Source organism: Bacillota bacterium (genome assembly GCA_013178125.1).
Lineage (GTDB): Bacteria > Bacillota > SHA-98 > Ch115 > JABLXJ01 > JABLXL01.
The window spans coordinates 34,999-56,722 of record JABLXJ010000008.1; the positions used below are offsets into that span (position 1 = coordinate 34,999).

At 56.5% G+C, this 21,724-nt stretch carries 18 protein-coding genes, 1 tRNA gene and 1 pseudogene; 11 read left to right on the forward strand and 9 right to left on the reverse strand.

What is annotated here, in order from left to right; all coding sequences use genetic code 11:
* Positions 1 to 2 precede the first annotated feature (2 nt).
* Genes HPY71_08415 through HPY71_08430 form a run of 4 tightly spaced genes read left to right on the forward strand, consistent with a single transcriptional unit; the run spans position 3 to position 3,056 of the window.
* The gene (locus tag HPY71_08415; protein NPV53535.1) at positions 3 to 902 is read left to right on the forward strand and encodes a sugar ABC transporter permease; all 900 of its coding nucleotides are present in this window, start codon (positions 3 to 5) and stop codon (positions 900 to 902) included.
* Positions 902 to 1,753, forward strand: coding sequence for a carbohydrate ABC transporter permease (locus HPY71_08420; GenBank protein NPV53536.1), 852 nt, complete (start codon positions 902 to 904; stop codon positions 1,751 to 1,753). The genes HPY71_08415 and HPY71_08420 overlap by 1 nt, the downstream gene beginning before the upstream one ends.
* 21 nt (positions 1,754 to 1,774) lie before the next feature.
* Complete coding sequence (locus HPY71_08425) at positions 1,775 to 1,960, forward strand: hypothetical protein (protein ID NPV53537.1); 186 nt, start codon at positions 1,775 to 1,777, stop codon at positions 1,958 to 1,960.
* A gap of 10 nt (positions 1,961 to 1,970) precedes the next feature.
* Entirely contained in the window at positions 1,971 to 3,056 is a 1,086-nt protein-coding gene (locus tag HPY71_08430) for an alcohol dehydrogenase catalytic domain-containing protein (GenBank protein NPV53538.1), read from the forward strand.
* A 30-nt stretch (positions 3,057 to 3,086) separates the two neighbouring features.
* Here the strand turns inward: HPY71_08430 and carB are convergent, their stop codons facing one another.
* The 5 genes from carB to HPY71_08455 form a co-directional block, all read right to left on the reverse strand.
* A complete protein-coding gene (carB, locus tag HPY71_08435) occupies positions 3,087 to 6,377 on the reverse strand; it encodes a carbamoyl-phosphate synthase large subunit (protein ID NPV53539.1) in 3,291 nt (1,096 codons plus the stop codon).
* Positions 6,377 to 7,735, reverse strand: coding sequence for a glutamine-hydrolyzing carbamoyl-phosphate synthase small subunit (carA, locus tag HPY71_08440; protein ID NPV53540.1), 1,359 nt, complete (start codon positions 7,733 to 7,735; stop codon positions 6,377 to 6,379). Before carA ends, carB begins: the two co-directional genes overlap by 1 nt.
* Before the next feature lie 307 nt (positions 7,736 to 8,042).
* Complete coding sequence (locus HPY71_08445) at positions 8,043 to 8,204, reverse strand: hypothetical protein (protein NPV53541.1); 162 nt, start codon at positions 8,202 to 8,204, stop codon at positions 8,043 to 8,045.
* Between the two features lie 83 nt (positions 8,205 to 8,287).
* A complete protein-coding gene (locus HPY71_08450) occupies positions 8,288 to 8,575 on the reverse strand; it encodes a hypothetical protein (protein ID NPV53542.1) in 288 nt (95 codons plus the stop codon).
* A 145-nt stretch (positions 8,576 to 8,720) separates the two neighbouring features.
* Entirely contained in the window at positions 8,721 to 10,571 is a 1,851-nt protein-coding gene (locus tag HPY71_08455; GenBank protein ID NPV53543.1) for a phosphoenolpyruvate carboxykinase, read from the reverse strand.
* 513 nt (positions 10,572 to 11,084) lie between these two features.
* Between HPY71_08455 and HPY71_08460 the strand changes: the two genes are divergently transcribed.
* Both HPY71_08460 and HPY71_08465 read left to right on the forward strand, forming a co-directional pair.
* A complete protein-coding gene (locus HPY71_08460; GenBank protein NPV53544.1) occupies positions 11,085 to 11,441 on the forward strand; it encodes a DUF2294 domain-containing protein in 357 nt (118 codons plus the stop codon).
* 196 nt (positions 11,442 to 11,637) lie between these two features.
* Entirely contained in the window at positions 11,638 to 13,596 is a 1,959-nt protein-coding gene (locus HPY71_08465) for an FAD-dependent oxidoreductase (protein NPV53545.1), read from the forward strand.
* Positions 13,597 to 13,863: 267 nt separating this feature from the next.
* Here the strand turns inward: HPY71_08465 and HPY71_08470 are convergent, their stop codons facing one another.
* Together HPY71_08470 and HPY71_08475 are read right to left on the reverse strand one after the other, a co-directional pair.
* Positions 13,864 to 14,070 (reverse strand): hypothetical protein, encoded by a 207-nt coding sequence (locus tag HPY71_08470; protein ID NPV53546.1) that lies wholly within the window; start codon positions 14,068 to 14,070, stop codon positions 13,864 to 13,866.
* A gap of 27 nt (positions 14,071 to 14,097) precedes the next feature.
* Positions 14,098 to 14,271, reverse strand: coding sequence for a hypothetical protein (locus HPY71_08475; GenBank protein ID NPV53547.1), 174 nt, complete (start codon positions 14,269 to 14,271; stop codon positions 14,098 to 14,100).
* 411 nt (positions 14,272 to 14,682) lie between these two features.
* On the opposite strand from HPY71_08475, the gene HPY71_08480 reads away from it, so the two are divergent.
* Both HPY71_08480 and HPY71_08485 read left to right on the forward strand, forming a co-directional pair.
* The gene (locus tag HPY71_08480) at positions 14,683 to 14,889 is read left to right on the forward strand and encodes a zinc ribbon domain-containing protein (protein ID NPV53548.1); all 207 of its coding nucleotides are present in this window, start codon (positions 14,683 to 14,685) and stop codon (positions 14,887 to 14,889) included.
* Between the two features lie 122 nt (positions 14,890 to 15,011).
* A tRNA-Sec gene (locus tag HPY71_08485) sits at positions 15,012 to 15,108 on the forward strand.
* Positions 15,109 to 15,177: 69 nt separating this feature from the next.
* Here the strand turns inward: HPY71_08485 and HPY71_08490 are convergent.
* Complete coding sequence (locus tag HPY71_08490; protein ID NPV53549.1) at positions 15,178 to 15,540, reverse strand: type II toxin-antitoxin system HicB family antitoxin; 363 nt, start codon at positions 15,538 to 15,540, stop codon at positions 15,178 to 15,180.
* A 1-nt stretch (position 15,541) separates the two neighbouring features.
* Positions 15,542 to 15,823: a type II toxin-antitoxin system HicA family toxin gene (locus tag HPY71_08495; protein NPV53550.1), complete on the reverse strand. Its 282-nt coding sequence runs from the start codon at positions 15,821 to 15,823 to the stop codon at positions 15,542 to 15,544.
* A 483-nt stretch (positions 15,824 to 16,306) separates the two neighbouring features.
* Here HPY71_08495 and selD point away from each other — a divergent pair, with 483 nt between their 5' ends.
* The 3 genes and pseudogenes from selD (at position 16,307) to selB (ending at position 21,658) form a co-directional block, all read left to right on the forward strand.
* Positions 16,307 to 17,374: a selenide, water dikinase SelD gene (gene selD, locus HPY71_08500; GenBank protein NPV53551.1), complete on the forward strand. Its 1,068-nt coding sequence runs from the start codon at positions 16,307 to 16,309 to the stop codon at positions 17,372 to 17,374.
* Positions 17,375 to 17,780: 406 nt separating this feature from the next.
* A pseudogene (locus HPY71_08505) lies at positions 17,781 to 19,301 on the forward strand (L-seryl-tRNA(Sec) selenium transferase).
* Positions 19,302 to 19,489: 188 nt separating this feature from the next.
* On the forward strand, positions 19,490 to 21,658 hold the full coding sequence (selB, locus tag HPY71_08510; GenBank protein ID NPV53552.1) for a selenocysteine-specific translation elongation factor: 2,169 nt from the start codon (positions 19,490 to 19,492) through the stop codon (positions 21,656 to 21,658).
* Positions 21,659 to 21,724: the final 66 nt, after the last annotated feature.

The window sequence follows — 21,724 nt, forward strand, 5'->3', positions numbered from 1 at the left end:
AGATGGGTATTGTAGTTTCGCGGGGCTTTCGCCGGGAGCGCACGGCGTGGGGGCTTCTCGCCCCCACGCTAATCGTATTAGGTTTCGCCGGTCTCCTGCCCTTCTTATATGTGCTTTATGTAGGTTTTTTTGATTGGAACATCTTTTCTCGAACGGTCGGGCTCACCTGGGCCGGAGCGGCCAACTACCGCCGCCTGGTCTTTGACGCGGATTTTCTGGCGGCATTATGGCGTGGTATAAAATTTACCCTATGGACCGTCTCTATCGAGATGATATTGGGTTTTGCCCTGGCCCTCCTGCTTATGAGGCCCCTCCGGGGCCGCAACTTCTTCCGGGCAGCTTACGCCCTTCCTTTGACGCTGGCCCCTATCGCTTTGGGCGCGACGTGGCGGCTGATGACCATCCCAGGCTTTGGCCTTATCCCATATTACCTCTCCCGGTTGGGGATCGATTACAACATCGGACGCCACGCCAGCCAGGCCTTTTTCACCACTGTAGCTATGGATGTATGGCACTGGACCCCCTTCGTTACTCTAACTCTTTTGGCCGGACTCACCGCACTACCGAGAGAGCCGTTTGAGCAGGCTCAGGTCGATGGAGCCCACAGCTGGCATATTCTTCGATATCTGACACTTCCCATGCTGCGCCCTGTTATCAGTACAGCTTTATTCCTGCGTATCATGGATGCGCTTCGCATCGTCGATGAGGTCTGGATGCTAACAAGCGGCGGCCCCGGAACGGCCACCCGATATGCGGGGATCCACGTGTGGCGGGTAGTGTTTCCTAAAACTGACTACGGATATGGCTCGGCCATGTCGGTCCTGCTACTCTATTTCACCATTGTACTGTGCTGGTTGCTACTCACGACGATCATACAAGTGGGAAGGGAGACAAGCGATTGATGCGAAGAGCGGTATTATGGGTAATCCATACAGGCTGGCTTTATGGGGTATGGATTCTACTGATGCTTATTACCCTTTTCCCCATTTACTGGACGTTTGTTATCTCAGCACGTACCCGTCTCGAGCTTTTTTCCGGACCTAAATTGTGGCAGACCAGTTTTTACGCAGAAAACTATATACGCCCCCTATTTCGTGATATCTATGGAGCCTACCTGTTCAACTCGCTCGTAGTTGCAACGGGCAACACCCTCCTGGTAATCATCCTCGCTGTATTGGCTACCTATGCCTTATCACGCTTCCGCGTGAGCGGGGCCCGGAATATCTTCTTCTGGGCTATTACCAACCGTATGGCGCCCCCGGCTGCCTTTATGCTTCCTTTGTACTTGTTATACAGCCGGGTAATCAAGGTGGGGGACTGGTCGCTGTTCGATACCCGCATCGGGCTTATCCTGGCGTACTGCGTTTTCAACCTCCCTTTTGCCATCTGGTTGCTGAAGGGCATTGTAGATACGATCCCAAAACAGCTGGATGAGGCGGCCATGGTCGATGGAGCAACCATCTTACAGGTGATCCGCATCATCATCGTGCCTCTATCGGCGCCCGGCATCGCCATTACGGGCCTCTTGAGCTGGATATTCGCATGGAATGAATATCTCTTCGCAGCTACGCTAACCAGCTCCGAGGCGCGTACCATCACGACCGGGTTGATGGAGTTCGTTACCGTGGTCGGCACTAATTGGGGCGAGATGGCGGCCATTGCCATGGTATCTGTCCTGCCGGCCATTTTGCTCCTTGCACTGGTTCAACGTTATATCATCGCCGGATTAACCTTTGGTGCAGTTCGAGAATAGGCTGGGGAGGGAGTAAGGCAAATGTCTAGCCGAAAGCCTGGATTTCTAAGGATGGAGACCAATCTTTTCGATCGGGTTTTCATCGGGGTGGTGCTGTTTGTGGCAATTCACTTGATTTGGATGCGCTTCATCGAGCTTTACGTGCCGCTGAGTGTAGCAACAGCTCTCTCCATAGTCGTCATGCTCGCGATCATCAGGTGGGGGTGAACGATTTATCATGACGATATCTAAAACGATGCAGGCTGTGGTGGTCTACGGGCCCCGTGACTACCGGCTCGAGGAACGACCGATCCCTGAGGTAGGCCAGGGGGAGGTACTGGTGAAGGTTTTGGCCGCTGGCATCTGCGCAAGCGACGTGAAGACTTTCTATGGCCTGCGCGTATGGGGGTCCGAGGATATCCCTCCCTATATTGAAGCACCGGTTACGGCCGGGCATGAATTCGTAGGAGAGGTAGTGGCCTTGGGTGAAGGAGCCGCCGAGAAATACGGCCTCGCTATCGGGGATATGGCCGTCTCCGAACAAATCGTTCCGTGCTGGGGGTGCCGGTATTGCCGGCGAGGACAGTACTGGATGTGTCAGCGGCATGATATATACGGGTTCAAGCGGGGGCGAGCTGAGGGCGCATGGGCTCAATATATGAAATATCCGGCCAACGCCCTCAACTATAGGGTACCCAAAGAAATCAGACCAGAGCTGGCAGCCACTATCGAGCCACTGGCGTGTGCTATTCACGCAGTTGAACGCGCCGACATTCAGCTGGGTGATGTGGTCGTCATTGGGGGCATGGGTGCTATCGGACTGTTTATGCTGCAGGTTGCCAGGATGAAGGGACCAGGCCTGCTTGTTGCTACCGACCTGAAACCCCACCGGCTGGAGCTTGCGCAGCGCCTGGGAGCCGATGTGGTCATTAATCCTGCCACAGAGGATCCGGTAGAGAAGGTGCTGGATATGACGGACCAGTACGGATGTGACGTTTACATCGAGGCGAGCGGAGCCGGGGCGGCTGTGCCGCAAGGTTTGAAGATGATACGCAAGCTGGGGACCTTCGTCGAGTTCAGCGTCCATTCGGGCCCCATCGCGGTAGATTGGTCGATTATCGGCGATGTGAAAGAGCTCAACATTCACGGCGCTCATCTAAGCCCTTACGCCTACCCCAAGGCCATCAGATACCTTGAAAATGGCAAGGTAAACGCCGATCCCATCGTGACCCACAAACTACCTTTAAAGGATTATCGTAAAGGGATAGAACTGGTCCACGAAGGTAATGAATCAGTGAAAGTCGTCTTGATCCCGGGATCATAGATTCTGTCTCACACCCGCACCGGCTCAACCTCAGCGGGTGCGGGTGTGGTATTCCTGGATGCTCCGGACCTCGATGCCCTGCTTCATGAGCGTCCGCAGGCCCTCGAGGGCGGCCACAGCCCCCTGGATCGTAGTGATAACAGGCACATCGTGGATTATGGCCTGACGCCTCAGTTGGTATTCATCATACTTGGGCCCCTTACCGATCGGGGTATTCACGATTAGGTCTATATCGCCGTTCTTGATGTGATCGACGATGTTAGGCCTCCCCTCGCCGATCTTGTTTACCTTTCTTACGGGTATCCCATGAGCCCGCAGCCACCTGGATGTGCCATCCGTCGCCATGAGCTCAAAGCCCAGCTCGCTCAGGCCCCTTGCTATCGGGATCAGGCTGGCTTTATCCTTGTCAGCCACCGTAAGCAGGATGGTCCCCCACATGGGCAGGGGGGTCCCCGCCGCGATCTGGGATTTGGCAAAGGCCATGCCAAAATTCCTGTCGATCCCCATGACCTCGCCCGTCGAGCGCATTTCAGGTCCCAGGATTATATCCACGCCGGGGAACTTTATAAACGGCAGCACTACCTCTTTAACCGACATGTATTCGGGCACCCGCTCACGGGTGAGGCCGAGCTCGGGCAGGGTCTTGCCGAGCATGGCCTTTGCCGCCAGCTTAGCCAGGGGCACGCCCGTCGCCTTGCTCACGAAGGGAATGGTCCGCGAGGCCCTGGGGTTGACCTCCAGGATGTAAATATCGTCGCCCTTAACGGCAAACTGGATGTTTATAAGCCCGACCACATCCAGCTCTTTGGCGAGGAGCAGCGTCTGGCGCTTGATCTCCTCGACGCACTCCTCAGGCAGGCTAAACGGCGGGAGCGAGCATGCGCTATCGCCCGAGTGGATCCCGGCGTATTCGATGTGCTCCATCACGCCGCCGATGAGCGCGTTTTGCCCGTCCGAGATCGCGTCGACATCGACCTCGGTGGCCGCCTCCAGGAACTTGTCGATGAGGACTGGATGACCGAATGAGGCTGCCGCGGCCGTCTCCATGTAGCTCGCCAGGGATTCCTCGTCATACACAACCTCCATGGCCCTCCCGCCCAGCACGTACGACGGCCTCACCAGCACAGGGTAGCCGATGGACCTCGCGACCCGCCTGGCCTCCTCCACTGACCGGCTGGTGCCGTTTGGAGGCTGCTTGAGATTCAGCTTTCGCAGGACCTCAGCAAACTCCTCTCTGTCCTCGGCGCGGTTTATGCTTGCCGGCGACGTGCCCAGGATCCTGATGCCCTCGCGTTCGAGCGCCAGGGCGAGCTTGAGCGGCGTCTGGCCGCCAAACTGCAAAATCACCCCGTCGGGCTGCTCTCTGTCGCAGATGTTGAGCACGTCCTCCAGGGTGAGCGGCTCGAAATACAACTTGTCCGAGGTATCGTAGTCCGTGCTAACGGTCTCGGGGTTGCAGTTGACCATGATCACCTCGTAGCCCTCTTCCTTGAGGGCGAAGGCAGCCTGCACGCAACAATAGTCGAATTCAATGCCCTGCCCTATCCGGTTCGGCCCGCCGCCCAGGATCATGACCTTCTTGCGATTGGACGGCCTGGTCTCATCCTCGGCCTCGTATGTGGAATAGAAGTAGGGCGTGAATGCCTCGAATTCGCCCGCGCACGTGTCCACCAGCTTGAATACGGCCTGAATCCCGTGAGCGAGCCTGTGCCGCCGCACGCTCAACTCATCCGTTCCCGCGAGGTAGGCGAGCTGCTTGTCGGAGAAACCGTAACGCTTTGCCTCGCGCAGGATGGACGGCTCGAGCGGGTTCTTCGCGAGTTTCTCCTCGAACTCGACGATCTGCTTTATATTATAAAGGAACCACTTGTCAATCTTGGTATATGAGTATATCTCATCGATATCCATGCCGGCCTGGAATGCGTAGCGCAGGTAGAAGATTCTGTCGGGGTCCGGGACCCTGAGCTTGGCCTCGATCGCCTCACGCAGCTCTTTTAGGCCGTTGCCGTTCGCTCCCCCATTGTTCGCGCTCCCGTTACCTCCATTACCCCCCAATTGCCCGGGATCGATCCTCAATTCATCCTTACCATCCGATCCGAGGCCATACCTGTCCTGCTCGAGGGACCTGATGGCCTTTTGAAGGGCTTCTTTGAACGTCCGCCCGATGGCCATCACCTCGCCCACGGACTTCATCTGCGTGGTGAGGCTCGTGTCGGCCCCGGGGAATTTAACGAAATCCCACCGCGGGATCTTGACCACGCAATAGTCTATCGTAGGCTCGAAGCAGGCCGGGGTCTTTTTCGTTATATCATTAGGAAGCTCGTCCAGGGTGTAACCCACGGCGAGCTTCGCGGCTATCTTGGCGATTGGGAAACCGGTGGCCTTTGAGGCCAGCGCCGAGGACCTCGATACCCTCGGGTTCATCTCGACGACGACCATCCGGCCGTTTTCGGGGTTGATAGCGAATTGAATGTTCGACCCGCCCGTCTCGACGCCGATCTCGCGGATGACGCGGATGGCGGCGTCGCGCATCACCTGGTATTCCCTGTCCGTGAGGGTCTGGGCGGGCGCCACCGTTATGCTGTCGCCGGTATGAATGCCCATGGGGTCGAAGTTCTCAATGGAACATATGATGACCACATTGTCGGCCTTGTCGCGCATGACCTCGAGCTCGTATTCCTTCCAGCCGATCACCGATTCCTCAACGAGAATCTGCCTGATCGGGCTGTGGTCGAGGCCGTTAGAGGCGATCTCCCGCAGCTCCTCGACATTGTACGCCACGCCGCCGCCTGTGCCGCCCAGCGTGTAGGAAGGCCTCACGATGACGGGGTAGCCTATCTCCTGGGCGAACTCGATCGCCGCCTCAACGGAGCCCACGTGCCGGCTGCGGCAGACCTCCAGGCCGATATTCTGCATGGCCGCCTTGAAGAGCTCCCTGTCCTCGGCCTTTTCGATGGCCTCAAACTTCGCGCCGATCAATTCAACGCCGTATTTCGCCAGCACACCCCTGCGATGAAGCTCGGCCGCGGTATTCAGGCCCGTCTGGCCCCCAAGGGTTGGCAGCATGACGTCCGGGCGCTCGCGCGCAATTATCTTCTCGACCACCTCTGGTGTTATGGGTTCGATATAGGTCCTGTCGGCCATGTCGGGGTCGGTCATGATGGTCGCAGGGTTGCTGTTCACCAGGATGACCTCGTAGCCCTCCTGGCGAAGGGCCTTGCAGGCCTGGGAGCCGGAATAGTCGAATTCGCAGGCCTGCCCGATGATGATGGGCCCGGAGCCTATAATTAAAATCTTTTTTATATCAGTTCGCTTGGGCATTAGGCCTCAACCCCCGCTTTAGGATTCGCATGCTCGACGACCTCCGCGCCTCGCTCGCGCTTCTCTTCGTGCTTCTCGTGCTTCTCTACTCGGTGCTTCTCTACTCGCTTCTGCTTCTCCATTCGTCCCTCTACTCGCCCTCGATCCTCTCTTATGAAGTCGTCCATCATCCTTGTGAAGCTTTCGAATAGGTACCATGAGTCATGTGGGCCCGGCGAGGCCTCGGGGTGATATTGAACGGATAGGAGCCTCAGGCTCGGGACCTCCATGCCCTCGAGGGTATTATCGTTAAGGTTGATATGGGTTACCTTGAGATCGTTAAATGCAGGCGCAGGCACGCCCCCGGGTGCTCTGAGTGCTCCGGGTGCTCCAGTCATCCTTTCGGAGAGGTCCACGCAGAATCCATGGTTCTGGGCCGTGATCTCCACCTTTCCGGTCATGAGGTTTTTCACCGGGTGATTGCCGCCGTGATGGCCAAACTTGAGCTTGTAGGTATTGAAACCGAGGGCCAGACCGAGGAGCTGGTGGCCGAGGCATATCCCGAAGATCGGCCTCCTGCCCAGGAGCTTCCGCACCTCCGCGACGATTGTCGGAAGTCCTGCGGGGTCGCCGGGGCCGTTTGAGAGGAATATCCCGTCGGGATTCATTGCCAGTATCTCCTCAGCCCGGGTGTAGGCAGGAACCACAGTGATGTAACATCCTGCCCGCTCCAGCATCTTGAGGATGTTGCGCTTTATGCCGAAGTCCATCGCCACGACCTTATATTGTCGCTTATGCTGGCGGCGTCCCTCGCCGTAGCCATCGTCATCATGCCCCCCACCACACCCTCCGTCTTGCGCCCGCTCGAGCCGCTCGTTCCAGACATAGCTCTCCTTGCAGGTCACATACTGGACCATATCCCTGCCGACCAGGCCCGGGTGCGCCCTGGCCTTTTGAACGAGGCTCAGTGGGTCGAGATCCTCAGTAGATATGACTCCTTTCATGGCGCCCGCCTCCCGGATGTGCTTGGTAAGGGCGCGGGTGTCTATCCCCTCGATGCCTATGGTGTTGTGGCCCTCGAGGAATTCCTTGAGGGTCCTGGTCGCCCTCCAGTTATGCGGGAAGGGGCTGTACTCCCTCACTATGAGGGCCTCGGCCTGGAGCCGCTCGGATTCGCTATCATCGAAGTTTATTCCATAATTGCCGATCAGTGGGTAGGTCAGGGTGACGATCTGCCCCTTGTAGGACGGGTCCGTTATTATCTCCTGGTAACCCGTGAGGCTCGTGTTGAACACTACCTCGCCATATACCTCCCCATTCCCAGAAAAAGCTTCACCCTCAAGGGTGAAGCCATCTTCAAGCACTAATAAAACTTTCATTGCCCAATCACCTCAAACCCGCCTGCATCATGCTGCATCATACCATCATGCTCTCTACCATCATACCCTGCACCATCATACTCTGCACGCCAAGCCAACAAGCGAAGGCTTCCGCGATTCGCAACATCCCGACTCGCGACATTCTGCTAATCCTATATTCGCCGATTTGCGATACCCCATGTACACAAATCGAAACACCGCTCGAAACACCGTAATGTCTATCGCAATGTCTATCTCTAATAATCTATCTAAGCAATGTTCATCTAACAAGGCATTTCTTATAGTCTAGAGCACCTGCGAGAGGATGTCAACCCCTCAAAACGCGCCCCTCAAAACACGCCACGCCAACAAGCCTCAACAAGTCCTTAAACAACCCCTCAAATAAGTCTACCCGACAAGCTCTATCTTCAATAAGTCCACGAGCATTCTCCCGGCGAGCCTCTGCAAGTCCCTTACTGGCTCTCGTCATATCCCTTATCCCCGCATGGACACCCTCGCGCAGGCACCCCAGGCTCAGGCTCTCTCGTCACCGGTCAGCCATCTTAATTCGCTTTAATCTGTAAGGTCTTCCGCAAACATCTGCTTCGTGACTTTCTGAGCGTATATCTCACATACCGCCTCATCAAAAACGCCTTTAAGCGTATCTGATGGTTGCTCAAAAAATCCTGCTGCCCTGCGGGTTTGGAGGAGTTGGATGAGCTTGTGCAACTCACTTATATCCAGCCCCTGAAGAATGCTTGCTAGATTAGCTTGATCCAGACCTGCCAGGACCACCAGCAAGTGTTCTACCTCGCCGGCGCTAAGATATTGACGTATAGCTTCCACTTTCAGTTCACTCATTTTCATAACCCCTATCCCCTTTCCCACGTTCATGATTGTTTTACTTCGGGTGCGAAGCGTTCTATTTCTGATGTGTTCTATTTCTGATTCTGATGTGTTCCATTCCACCCGGTGTGTTCTATCGCTTTAGCGTTCTCAGGTTAAATCACTTTAGCGTTATCAGGTCAAATAGGGCCCTAGCAGCTAACTCCGGTCCCTTTATCTCATAGCCGGGTATCCCAAGCCTGGTTCTCACCTGGCCTATGAAAACGCCGGCTTTGAAGGCCGCTTCAAAGGTGCTACGTGCCAATTCCTCATGCAGGTCGCGGTATTGCGGCGGGCCGAAGATGTTGGCGAAATAGCTGTGGACGAGGCCGGTAGATGTGGTCGTGCCCTTGGCCATGGCGGCCCCGTCACGAAAGACAGCCAGCGCTTCCTCTACATCGTTGAATCTCTCGATGATGGGATGCAACTCGTCTACCTCTTCATAGTTATTGGCATAGAGAAGATAATCTACCGGGTGGCCGTGAAGCACTTCTTCCATGGTGGTCACAGGCATTACAGCGCGGGCATTCGTCTTCTGCGGGCTCATTATGATGGCACGGTCAATCTGGTCAAAGGCATAGCCTGGCTGCAGGTCATCAAGACGAACAAAGGCCCCTATTTCCGTGCCATACCCCTTAATGCACCCCTCCGGGCCGATTTCAAGGGAACCCATATCGTCAGCTATCACGTGGAGCTGGCGTATATATTCCTCGCCCAGGACCCTAAAAGCCTCTAGCGATTCGGATTTCCCCGTTGCCGTATCCCCAATAATGAGCACGTTCGCCGTCATCCCGTTTTTCAGCACGATCCTGGTCATGGCCCCATGGAAGGGCATGCGGCGGAATTTCTTCATCACAAGAATATTGTGGAGGGTCAATATCATTTTTTTAAGATACCCGAAATACCCGAATTTGTCCTCACAGGGAACAGCCGCGACAAGTATTTGATTGGCCTGGTCCTCATGGAAGACAGTAGGGAGATCCCCAAACCGTTCCATGCTCTCAGGCGGGGCGCCGAAGGTGTAGATAGCATCCGGTCCCTGCGCGATCTGGTCATCGCTTGCAATCTCAAAGAGATTAGCTAGAGAGCAACCAAGGCCCATGAATCTCCGGTGGAAGTATATAAACATCACTAGGGGCCCTACCTGCGCGGGGTAACAGAGCCATTCACCACGCTTGAGAACCATTCCATCTAGAGGATTCTCATCGACCTTCTCAAACTGCCCCGTCCGCTTATTCATCGGAGGATCAATAATGAGGGGTGGATCAATCAAAATCTGCCGTATAAACGGGATATCCTCCAGGATTGTATAACACCCTCCAGGACACGGCCACGCCTTGGGGACAGCGATCACGCCAACCTGGGCACCTGCAGCAACCTGCCGGTAGACACGCGGGTGATCACCTGTAATGTTCTCGCAAATATCCCGGTAGGCTGCCCTGACAAGGTCTGTTAATTGCTCTATGGTGTCATTGAAGGTCCGATAGGGCCTGGCATCGAGCCCGCCGCCGATGCCGGTCTCCGAATAACAGATAACAAAGCGGTCGAACCTACGCCAGTAGTTGTAAAGTTCCTCCACGAACTCATGTAAGAGTCCTGGATTCCGGGTGAATTGTGTAGCCCCTGGCACGCTGCGTGCTGCCTGTTCAAGGGGGAATGCGCCAAGGGCCTGTAGAAGAGAAATCAAGATTTCCTCTTTTTCGGCGAAGCTGGCTTCGGCAAACTCGCCGACCTTAGCCTTATTTGATCTCGCTTCAGTCTTCGCTTCAGTCTTATCTGACCTCGGCTCTGACCCTGGCTCTTCGAAGATATCGAGAAGGGGAGACTCCTTCCGGCGAAGTCGGCTGATGAAATTATGGACAGTCTCCCGGAATAAGGGGCTCGATAATAACTCCCTCGTAGTGCTGCAGACTTGATCTCCTGTGTGCATGATAACCTGCCGGGGCAGCCAGGCTATCTCTGTAAGCGACATAGATGTTCCTCCCTCCCACGATTTGGATCCCATGATGTAGATCCCATCTAGACTAATTAATCCATCTCGCCTAAATAAAAAGGCTACAGAGAGACGCCTCCAAGCCTGGAGAACGCATCTTCTGTAGCCTACTATCCATCGGCTCTTCTTTGCCGCAAAGGACAATCTTTGTTATCCTTTACTTTATATCCTTACATTTATGAAGAACAGCCGCTGGCAAGCGGACCACATCTTGGACGTTCATGCCCTTCCCGTTTACGGGATCGGCAATCGCATCCGCTGTCCGGTTTGCTTTAGATTTTGCTGTTTTATTATATCATGCAGCCTACCAGACCGCAAGCCTGAATTTTTGGGAACCACTATGATATACTGTATTGGATACTGTGTTGAGTTGATAGCTTGCGCTCTTAAGTTCGTCTATCCTATAGTTCGCCTATCCTAGCTGCGGTGTTTAGGGCTGCTATGTTTAGGGCCACGATGACAATACAATGACAATGCGGAGGGAATGCGACCATGATCTCGAAAGGCCAGTTGGAAGATAATATCAGCAAGGCGCTCATAAAATTCGAAAAGGAATATCTCGGCCGCGGCCCCCAGGAGGTGAGGACTTTTATCCTCGGAGATATAATCCTCGTGAGACTTAAGGGCATCCTCACTCCTGCCGAACAGCAGCTAGCCAAGAGCGATGAAGGGAAGATCCTAGTCAAACAGGTCAGAATTCGGTTGATAGAAAACTCCAGACATTTATTAGAGGAAATCATTCATGAACTGACCGGGCGATCCGTCGTAAGCCTTCACACTGATATAAGCACTGTAACAGGGGAAAGGATTTTTGTCTTCACCCTGGATAAGGAACTTTTCCCTTCCTGATCAGGCGACCTGCTTAAGATTACAGCCGTCCATGGGCGGCAACCTCCTCCCTTCAGGGCGAACCCGGGGCTTAAATCCAAGTTTTATACAGTTCCGGAGAGCAAGTAATCCTGCATAATTATCGCCCCCGATAAGAAACTTAGATTTAGAGAAAAACAAGACTTGATGATAAATTTAAAGGGGGGTTTTCACTTTCATGGACCATGTCCAGGCATCACCTCATTTCCCCAAGCTTTTCGAACCGGGCCAGATCGGCTCGATGAAGCTGAGAAACCGCATTGTCATGCCGCCCATGGGCACCAACCTCGCCAGCGAAACTGGGGCGGTCACCGACCGGATGATAGCCTACTACAAAGAACGTGCCAAGGGCGGGGCGGGGCTGATAATAGTCGAGATCGTATGCGTCGACAGCCCTGTGGGGCGGGCGATCCCAAACCAGGTCCGCCTCGACATGAATACCTACATCGCAGGCCATAATGAACTCGTGGAGGCCGTCCATTTCTACGGAGTCAAGATCATTCCGCAGCTGCACCACGCCGGGCGCCAGACCACGCCCGACAGCACGGACGGGATGCAGCCCGTCGCACCTTCGCCCATACCCTGCGAGTTTCTCCAGGTCCAGCCACGGGAGCTCGCGACCTCCGAGGTGGAGGTCCTCGTGGCGAAGTTTGTCGACGCGGCGGTCAGGGCCAGGAACGCCGGTTACGACGGCGTGGAGATTCACGGGGCCCATGGGTATCTCATCACCCAATTCATGTCGCCCAGGACAAACAAGCGCCTCGACAAATATGGAGGCGATACGAACGGGCGCATGAGATTTGCCCTCGAGATAATCCAGGGAATCAGGGACAAGCTGGGGCGCGATTTCCCCATCACCTTCAGAATGAGCGCGGACGAATTCATGGAGGGTGGGCTCACCCTGCAAGAATCTAAGAAGATCGCCCGCATCCTCCAGGACGCGGGGGTTGATGCGCTCCACGTCTCGGCCGGCGCCTATGGCTCGATGCCAACCATCCTCGAGCCGATGCAGTATAACGAAGGCTGGCGCGTCTACCTTGCCGAGGAGATCAAGAAGGTTGTAGATATTCCAGTCATAACCGTCGGGGTCATCCGGCACCCGGATTTCGCCGAAAGAGTGCTCGCCGAAGGGCGGGCAGATTTCGTATCGGTCGGCCGGACCCTGCTCGCGGACCCGGAGTGGCCCGTGAAGGCAATGGAAGGGCGTCAGGAGGATATCCGCCGCTGCATAAGCTGCAACATAGGGTGCATAGGGAACAGGGTTTTCCAGAGCCTGCACATCAGGTGCACGGTAAACGCACTCACAGGGAGGGAGGTTGAATTTGGCGAGCTGAAACCGGCAAACCCTATCAAGCGGATAATGATCGTCGGTGGCGGGCCCGCGGGCATGGAAGCCGCGAGGGTCGCTGCGACCAGGGGCCACAGGGTTGCTCTGTATGAAAAAGCGGGTGAACTGGGCGGCCAGGTGAGGCTCGCGAGCGTGCCGCCTGGAAAGGATAAGATCGGGTGGACCATAGATTACCTCGATACCCAGATACGAAAGCTCGGCGTCGACATACGGCTCAACACCGAGGTGACGCCGGAGATCGTTGCCCGGGAGAATCCGGATGTCGTGATAATCGCGACGGGCGCGACCCCCATAATCCCCGATGAGGCCGGGTGGCCCCGCGCCAATGTTGCCACAGCATGGGATGTGCTGCGAGGCGTGGTCGAGGTGAACGGGCAGCGCGTAGTCGTCGCCGGCGGGGGGATGACCGGCTGCGAGACCGCCCTCTTCCTGGTCGAGCGCAATAAACACGTGGTGATAATTGAGATGCTCGACAGGATCGCAAGCGACATGGAGCCCATCTCGCGCATAAGCCTCTCGAAAGACCTCGAGGAGGCGCGCGTTGAGATTCTGACAGGAGTTCGACTCAGCGAGGTGAAGGATAACGGGGTGGTGGTGATGGATCATGACTGGCGGACAAGGTTCATTCCCGCTGATAAGGTCGTGCTCGCCCTCGGGTCGCGACCCTTTAACCCGCTCGAGGCCCAGATCAGGGCCCTTAAAGAACTCTACGTGATAGGTGATGCCCAGCACCCCGGGAAACTCATCGATGCGATCCGCGAGGGATTTGAGATCGGGTGGAGGATCTAGGAAGCCGCTAATCCAGATCAAATCCGGATCAAGTAAGTCCCATCCAAAGTGCAATCCAAATAGGCCCGGATTGGATCCAGTAGGCCGAATCTGGAGTCCAGGCCTGGGCCGGGCTAGATGCGGGCCGGGTTCGGGCTGAGTCTGGATTGGGTCTGGGCTTGGTCCGGATTAGATCCGGGCCCAGACCCAATCCAGGGTTCCTGTCTCGTGTGGGCCGCGCAGACGGCCTTAAATGGGAACCCTGTTCGCTTTTCTGGAGGGGATTTGTCAGCGGACCTTATCCTGCATCGACACTTTGATACCTTTACTTGTCCCGTGGCGATGCTCGCTCTCGAGCTGAGCCTTCTGGGACCGGGCCTCTCGACCTCGCGGCGTCCCGCGCGGCTTATTCATTTCCTTGGCGATGGCCTCGCGGGCCTTATCCATATCCCGCGCCGGCCCTAATTCCCGGAGCCTATTCTCATCTGTCGGCATATAATAGTTGACCCCCGTTCAGGCCGATTATTCCCCAAATTCAAAGCACGTGGCCAAGATTTTTGAGTTAAGATCCTCTTTGTCCGGCTTCAATAAGTATCCCCCGATGACAGCTATCCCATCCACATATAGATATGCAACCAACATCTTGATTTTAAATCCCGAAATCATCCAAAGAGGGTCTGGATCACTCTTTGCCAAAGCCTAGTTCAAAATCCATTTGGCCTCCTATCATGGCGCAGGTAGAGCCGGACGTGCGGCAGCATCCTCTTTGAGCAGAGTTTATCCGCTCCTCATTAGCTTATATGGACCATGACTTCCTCCTTCTCTCGAATTCTCGCGATGACTTTAACGTAATCTTGTTCATCCATTCTTCTGTAGTTGACACCGGACACCTTTGTAAGTATACTTAATACCGTGGGGGGTATATTAGAAATAACCCCCGCAATGAATAGAAGCACCCATAGAACCCTTGGAACCTTATGGAAATAGATATTGCCCAAATCTAAGGAATAGAACCAGTCATGGTTCCATAGCTGTGTTCACCCTAACTGATAACCCAACCGGGCGGCCGGGTCAACCGGACGCAAGGCATCCGGAGGTAAAGCTTACATGGCGATGTATGATATGCGCTGCAAGAAATGCGGGGAGAAGTTCAGCCTTTTCTGCTCATGGGAGGAGATGAAGGGAGCCAGGTGCCCCAAATGCGGGTCGGGCGATGTTGCTCAAATCTATGGGAGCGTCGCTGTGCTCGGTGGCTCTGGATCAAGCTTTTCCAGGTCGTCGAGTTCCTCATCGCCGTCCCGTAAGTTTGGCTGAGCATCCTGCTGATCTGGGAGATTGGATATCTCCCCTCATGATCTTAACCTTTCGGCTGGGGGTCGGCCGGAAGCTTCCCATTCGTAAGGGTGGGGATGAGAAGGGGAAGGGTAGTTCACAACGGGAGCAGATGGATCCTGGTGGGTCTCCTGGACTTCAAATCCAGTGTCGGGCGGTAAGACCGGCCGGGGTGGGTTCGATTCCCACATGCTCCCGCCAACCTGGACTTTTTGATGCCATCCCGTCCTGTCACGGGATGATAAAAAATAAAAGAGCCGGGTGGTTCTCTTAGATTTTGTGCCCTATTCCGCGGGCCAGCTGATAAACTATGAATTGGTTCAGGCTTATATTCTCCTCCTTGGCCTTCTCCGACAAAGCCCTGTGGAGGGACTTAGGCATGCGGACCCTCAGCTGGCCGGAAAAGGCATCTACCGTAGGCTCTGGCACCTCACGACCTAGGGTCAGGCATGTTTCGATCCAACTTTTCTTTGCATCGTTGAGGTTCTTAATGGCCTCCTCGATAGTTTCACCGTCGGACATACAACCAGGGAGAAGAGGAATCTCGGCGAACCAGCCGCCACCTTCCTCTTCCGAAAGTCGCCTAAGCTTGATTTCATAGCTTAAGCCAAGGTAGTAATCTAAGTCTTTCATGCTACTCGCTTCCCTCTCTCAGTTTGCCGATGGCCTCTATGACCTGTTTGACATAGATGGCCTTAATCGGCCTGGCGTAAGGTATAGTAAGAATATCAGGCAGTCTCGGGTGATAATAGTTGTAGTGGCTGGAACCCTTGCTGGGTTGCCTGCATTCAAAGCCATATTTCTTGAGTATCTTATCTAGATCTTCGAACCTAACATCCTTGGGGTTATTTACGATTTTGGCGTAAAGCTTTCTATCGCAGCCACTTGTTGTCACCGCCTGGCTATATGGTATCATATATGGAACCAGCGATCAAGTGTTAATAGTCAAGCGTTAATAACTCGATTGTTAATAACCTAATCGAAGTTCCATAAGGGCGCATTCAAAGGGCCGGAAAGCCGGTTTTGCCTGAATTCCCTGAGAGTCGAATCCCGTGATGATTGTCATGAAAGGTGCTAAAACTTAGATGATGGAGTAGGAACTCAGGAGAAGGTGTAGAATAGAATTGCCAGGACGAAAACACCAAAAACACCATCCTAGCCTGGGCGGGAGGTGATGAAGATGGCCGATGTGCGAAAGCTCCGGCTGACCCACATGTCATCGAAGGCCGGCTGAGCCAGCAAGTTGGGTCCGGCGGACCTGGCACAAGTTTTGTGCCGCATAAAAACAAAAGCTCAAGACCAGAATCAAAACCGGGGCCAAGATCGAGGTCAAGACCAGGGCCAGACATACCCAGAAGGCCAAGCACACCCGGAGCACGGCGAGCCGGGTGAAAGTGAGCTGGGCTGGGCGGAAACCCACGGCCGGGCGCGGATCACGGCGAGGAACAATACCGATGGCTGTGGCTATGGCCATGGCCATGGCTATAGCTATGACCCGAACGTCCTCGTGGGATTCGAGACATCAGATGATGCGGGGGTATACCGGCTATCCGATGACCTCGCTATCGTCCAGACCGTCGACTTCTTCACACCTATCGTCGACGACCCGTATATGTTTGGCCAGATCGCGGCGGCCAACGCCCTAAGCGATGTTTACGCCATGGGCGCGAGGCCGGTCACCGCCATGAATGTCGTCTGTTTCCCTTGCTCAGCGGGCATGGACGTGCTCGCGGAGATTATAGAGGGCGGGGCCGATAAGGTCAGGGAGGCTGGAGTCTCGCTCATAGGGGGCCATACTGTCACAGATAAGGAGCCAAAATATGGGCTTTCCGTCACAGGCCTCGTGCACCCGGCCAGGATCATTACCAACAGCTCATCCAAGCCTGGCGATGTGCTGATCCTCACGAAACCCCTGGGCACGGGCATCCTGACGACTGCCTTCAAATTCGACAAGATAAGCGAAGAGGATCTGGCCGAGGCGGTTCACGTTATGAGCGCCCTCAACAAGGCAGCGTCCGAGGCTATGCAGGCTGTAGGTGTAAGTGCCTGCACAGATATAACGGGGTTCGGGTTGATCGGGCACTCCTGCGAGATGGCGCAAGCGAGTGGGGTGCAATTCCTCATCGACGCGCGCAAGGTGCCGGTGCTCCCCATGGCGGGCGAGCTTGCCGAGAAGGGCATTCTGCCGGGGGGGGCTGGCGAGAACATGCTCTATTTCCAGGAGTGGACCGATGTCTCGAGCGGCGTCCCGCAGGCTCTGAAGGCAGTGCTTTTCGATCCCCAGACCTCAGGGGGGCTCCTGATATCGGTGCCGGCCGCTAAGGCGGAGCTTCTGGTGGATTCCCTGCGCCAGGCCGGCGTGGAGGATCCCAGGATCATTGGTGAAGTCGCTGAGGTTGAGGGCAGGGTTGAGGGAGCGCCTGCCCCGGGCGCGAGCGATCCGGTTCCGGCGGTCCAGGTATTCTGATGTCTGATGTCTGGCATCCTGTACGTGTGGCATCTGTAGGCGTGGCAAACGGAAGGCCACCCGTACTTCTGAACCTATGGGGCTCTATACCGGTCAGCCCCACCGGATACCGGACAACTCTGCGCCGGGCCTGTTACGTCAAACCTGCTACGTCAAACCTGCAAAGAATCTTGGCAGGATACCCACCCTCCTACCCTGAAAATAGCTCCACCCGCATCAGGGGATTTTCCTCTACCTGATGGTGCTGCGTAGCGGCATGGGCGTCTGCCAAGAATATTGGCATCTTCGCACGGGACCTGCCAAGAAAGTTGTCATGCGCATGCTTGGTGAGCAATTAGGGAGCAAATAGAAGCCTATCAGAAGTTATGAAACGAAGTGCTACGAGAAAGCTGAGTAGGTCAGGCACATGGCTAAGGATCACCATAATCATAAATATAGCGGGCCGGAGCCTAGCGATAGCGAACTCCATTCGAACGCGCTCCTCGCGCGTGTGCCTTCGGTGGCCCTGGTGCTCGAACACCCTATATCCAGGTCTCTTTTGCAGAAGATATCCAGGCGCGATATCGCCGAAACCATACGCGACCTCCTGGATGATTTGCGGGGGGAGATACTTGGCGGCCGGATCGACCGCAACACATCACGCGACGAGATGATCGATATGGTCACCTCCGGGCTCGAACGCGCCGCCACCAGGAGGTCGGCGCGCAATCTGAGGCGCCTCATCAATGCTACGGGCGTAGTGTTGCACACCAACCTCGGCCGGGCGCCGCTCCCCCGGAGGGCCCTGGATGCCGTGGCCGAGGTATGCTCCGGCTATTCAAATCTGGAATTCGACCTCGAATCCGGAGAGCGCGGCTCCAGGCAGCAACACCTGCGCTCGCTGCTCTGCGAGCTGACCGGGGCCGAAGCCGCGCTCATCGTCAACAACAACGCCGCCGCAGTGTTTTTATGTCTAAACACGCTCGCCTCGGGCAGGGAGGTTGTGGTATCCCGCGGACAGCAGGTCGAGATCGGCGGGAGCTTCCGGATTCCTGATGTTATCGCATCGAGCGGCGCGAGGATGGTCGAGGTCGGGACAACCAACAAGACGCACCTCAGGGATTATGAAGCCGCAATCACCGACGCGACAGCCATGCTGCTCAAGATACATACGAGCAACTTCAAGATAATTGGTTTCACGGCGGAGGTATCCCTGTCCGAACTGGTCGAACTTGGCAGGCGCCGAGGCCTCATCATCATGGAGGACCTCGGGAGCGGCAGCATCCTGGATTTATCCCAACTAGGGCAGGGCCTGCCGCACGAACCAACGGTACGCGACAGCATCCAGGCCGGCGCCGATCTCGTGACATTCAGCGGCGACAAGCTCCTGGGCGGCCCCCAGGCCGGGGTCATCGTGGGCCGGAAGGAGTTGATAGCCAGGATCAGCAGAAACCCCCTTGCAAGGGCGGTCAGGGTGGATAAGATGACCCTCACGGCCCTGGAGGAGGTTCTGCGCCTCTATCTCGAGCCCGACGTGGCCGCATGTGAGATTCCAACCCTCAGACTCCTTACAAGAACCCTACCCGAGCTCGAGGAAATTGCGGAACACCTGGCCGGCCTTATCGCACCCATAGCAGGTGACGGATGGAGGGTGGAGGTCATTGACGATGCCTCTGAAGCTGGAGGAGGCTCGCTGCCGGGCGTCTTCCTTCCCGGCAAAGCGGTATCCCTGGTACCGGCATCCCTAGCACCGGCACCTCCGACACCGGTATCCCCAGCACCGGTATCCCCGGCACCGGTGGTTTCTCCGAACGTTAATGGCCTCCAGTCAGCCCTGAGACGATCGATCCCGCCCGTCATCGCCCGCGTCCACAAGGGACAGTTGCTCTTTAACGTCAGGACGCTCCTGCCGGGGGACTGCGAGATCATAGCAAGGGCGCTCTCCGAGGCCCTCGCTGACTTATCGGCATCACAGGCTGAACCAGCTCACCTATATGCACCGGCAGCTGGCCGCTCGGCATCCTCGCCACGTTCACCCCGGAGCCGGGAGCGGGGCCAGAAGACCCAGGAGGACCACGAGGCCCAGGGGGCCCAGGGGGCCCAGGAGGCTCGGGAGGCTCGGGAGGCACGTCCGTCGTGATTACGAATTACAAGTACGACAAGCACATAGTGCTCGGGACGGCGGGGCACGTGGACCATGGCAAAACCACACTGACAAAGGCCCTGACCGGCATAGATACCGACCGGCTGAAGGAGGAGAAGGCGAGGGGCATGACCATAGACCTTGGCTTCGCGCCCTTCCGCCTGCCCAGCGGCAGGACCGTCTCTATAGTGGACGTCCCCGGGCATGAACGTTTCATAAGAAACATGGTGGCCGGCGCCACCGGGATAGATATAGTCATGCTGGTTGTGGCCGCGGATGAGGGGATCATGGAGCAGACCCGCGAACACCTCGACATCCTTTCATTGCTCGGGACCTCGACAGGCGTGGTGGCGCTCACGAAGATAGACCTCGTGGACCAGGAATTCCTCGGCATGGTCATAGCCGACATCGAGGACTACCTGAAGGGCACATTCCTCGGGGGCGCCAGGATAATCCCGGTCTCATCCGTAACAGGAGAGGGAATTCCCGAGCTAGTTTCCGAGATAGACCGGCTCGCCGGGGTTGCTGAATCCACAAGGATACCACCCAGCCTCTTCAGGCTTCCAGTAGACCGGGTATTCACTATCGCGGGTTACGGGACCGTCGTGACCGGGACCGTGGCCGGCGGAGAAATCGGGATAGGCGAGGAAGTCGAGGTGCTCCCCCCTGGCAGGGCCGCGAGAATACGCGGCATCCAGGTGCATGCCCGGCGGGCCGAACGCGCGGTCGCCGGGGACCGGGCAGCGCTCAATCTCGCGGGAATCCAGAAGGACGAGATCGAGCGGGGATATGTAGTTGCAAGGCCTGGCACCCTCGCGGCATCGACGCTTGTGGATGCCACCCTCACGGTGCTTCGAAACACGCCGGGCGTGTCCCATGGCCAGCGGGTCCGCATGCACATCGGGACGGCGGAGGTTATGGCGCGCATCCGCGTGATGGGGGCTGATAGCATCGCAGGCGGTGAGGAGGGGTACACCCAGCTCGTCCTCGAGGAACCAACAGTCGCCGCGCGAGGGGACAGGTTTATTATTAGGTCATACTCGCCCGTGAGGACCATAGGCGGCGGTCGTGTGCTGATGCATAACGCGCCGCGGAGGCGAAGGTTCTCCCAGCACGATCTTGACGTGCTCGCCATTGAGGAATCCGGTTCCCTTCAGGAGCTGATCGAGCTGGTCTTGAAAGAGCAGGGAAATCTATCAAAGACCCCGCGCGGCGCCGGCGCCCGGGTCTCCCCGGTCGCCGCTGAGGAGCTGGCTGCGAGGCTCCTGGTGCCCATTGACGATGTCAAGCGCATAGCGAGCGAGATGGCGATGGCAGGAGCCGGAACCGCGGAGGCCGAGCTTAAAGCGCCCGCTGGTTCAAATGCTGTCGGCATTGCCGAGAGGCGGGTGGTAATCCTCCCGGGGACCGAGAGAATGCTGTCAGGCGGGGGTGCAGCCGCCATCCGCAATGCTCTGCTCTCGACCCTGGATGACTTCTACTGTGAATTCCCAATGCGTCTGGGGATGCCCAAGGACGAGCTCCGGATGAAGGTCGCTCCCCACTGGGATGAGGGCGATTTCGATGCATTTCTCCTGCTCCTCCAGGAACCAGCCACGGGCGATGTACCTGGTGTGCCCAACGTAGGCGCCCCTACCGTAGGCGATGTGCCTCCTGTGAGCAATGCGTCTGGGGACAATATACCCGGGCGGGCCGGTGGGTGGACCGGGGGTATAATCCGGAGCGGGAATATGGTCATGCCGCCAGGTGTCGATAGGGAGCGCACGATCGCGGAGCGGCCTGAGGTCCTGGCGGTCGAGACCGCATACAGGGATGATGGCCTCAACCCCAGGAAGCTCCCCGACATTCTCGCATCAAACGGCATATCCCATGAGACCGGTGCCGAAATCATGCGATTCCTACTCGAGACAGGACGCCTCGTAAGACTAGGTGGAACGGCCGATGGGGTCATCCTGCACGCCGACGCGCTCGAGCGCGCTAGAAGCGAGGTCATCAAAAAGATCAAAAAAGATGGCTCGATCAGCGCCAGCGAGCTGCGTGATGCCCTGAAATCAAGTCGCAGGCTTGTTATACCCATCCTGGAATACTTCGATCGCATCAAATTAACGAGCCGCGTAGGCGATGTGAGAAAGGCGGGGCCGGGGTTCCCGGGGCCGACTTGAAGCCCAGTGGCCCGGCTTGGAGCCCGGCTTTCCCGCTTGATGTGACGATGTAAGATGCAACGATGT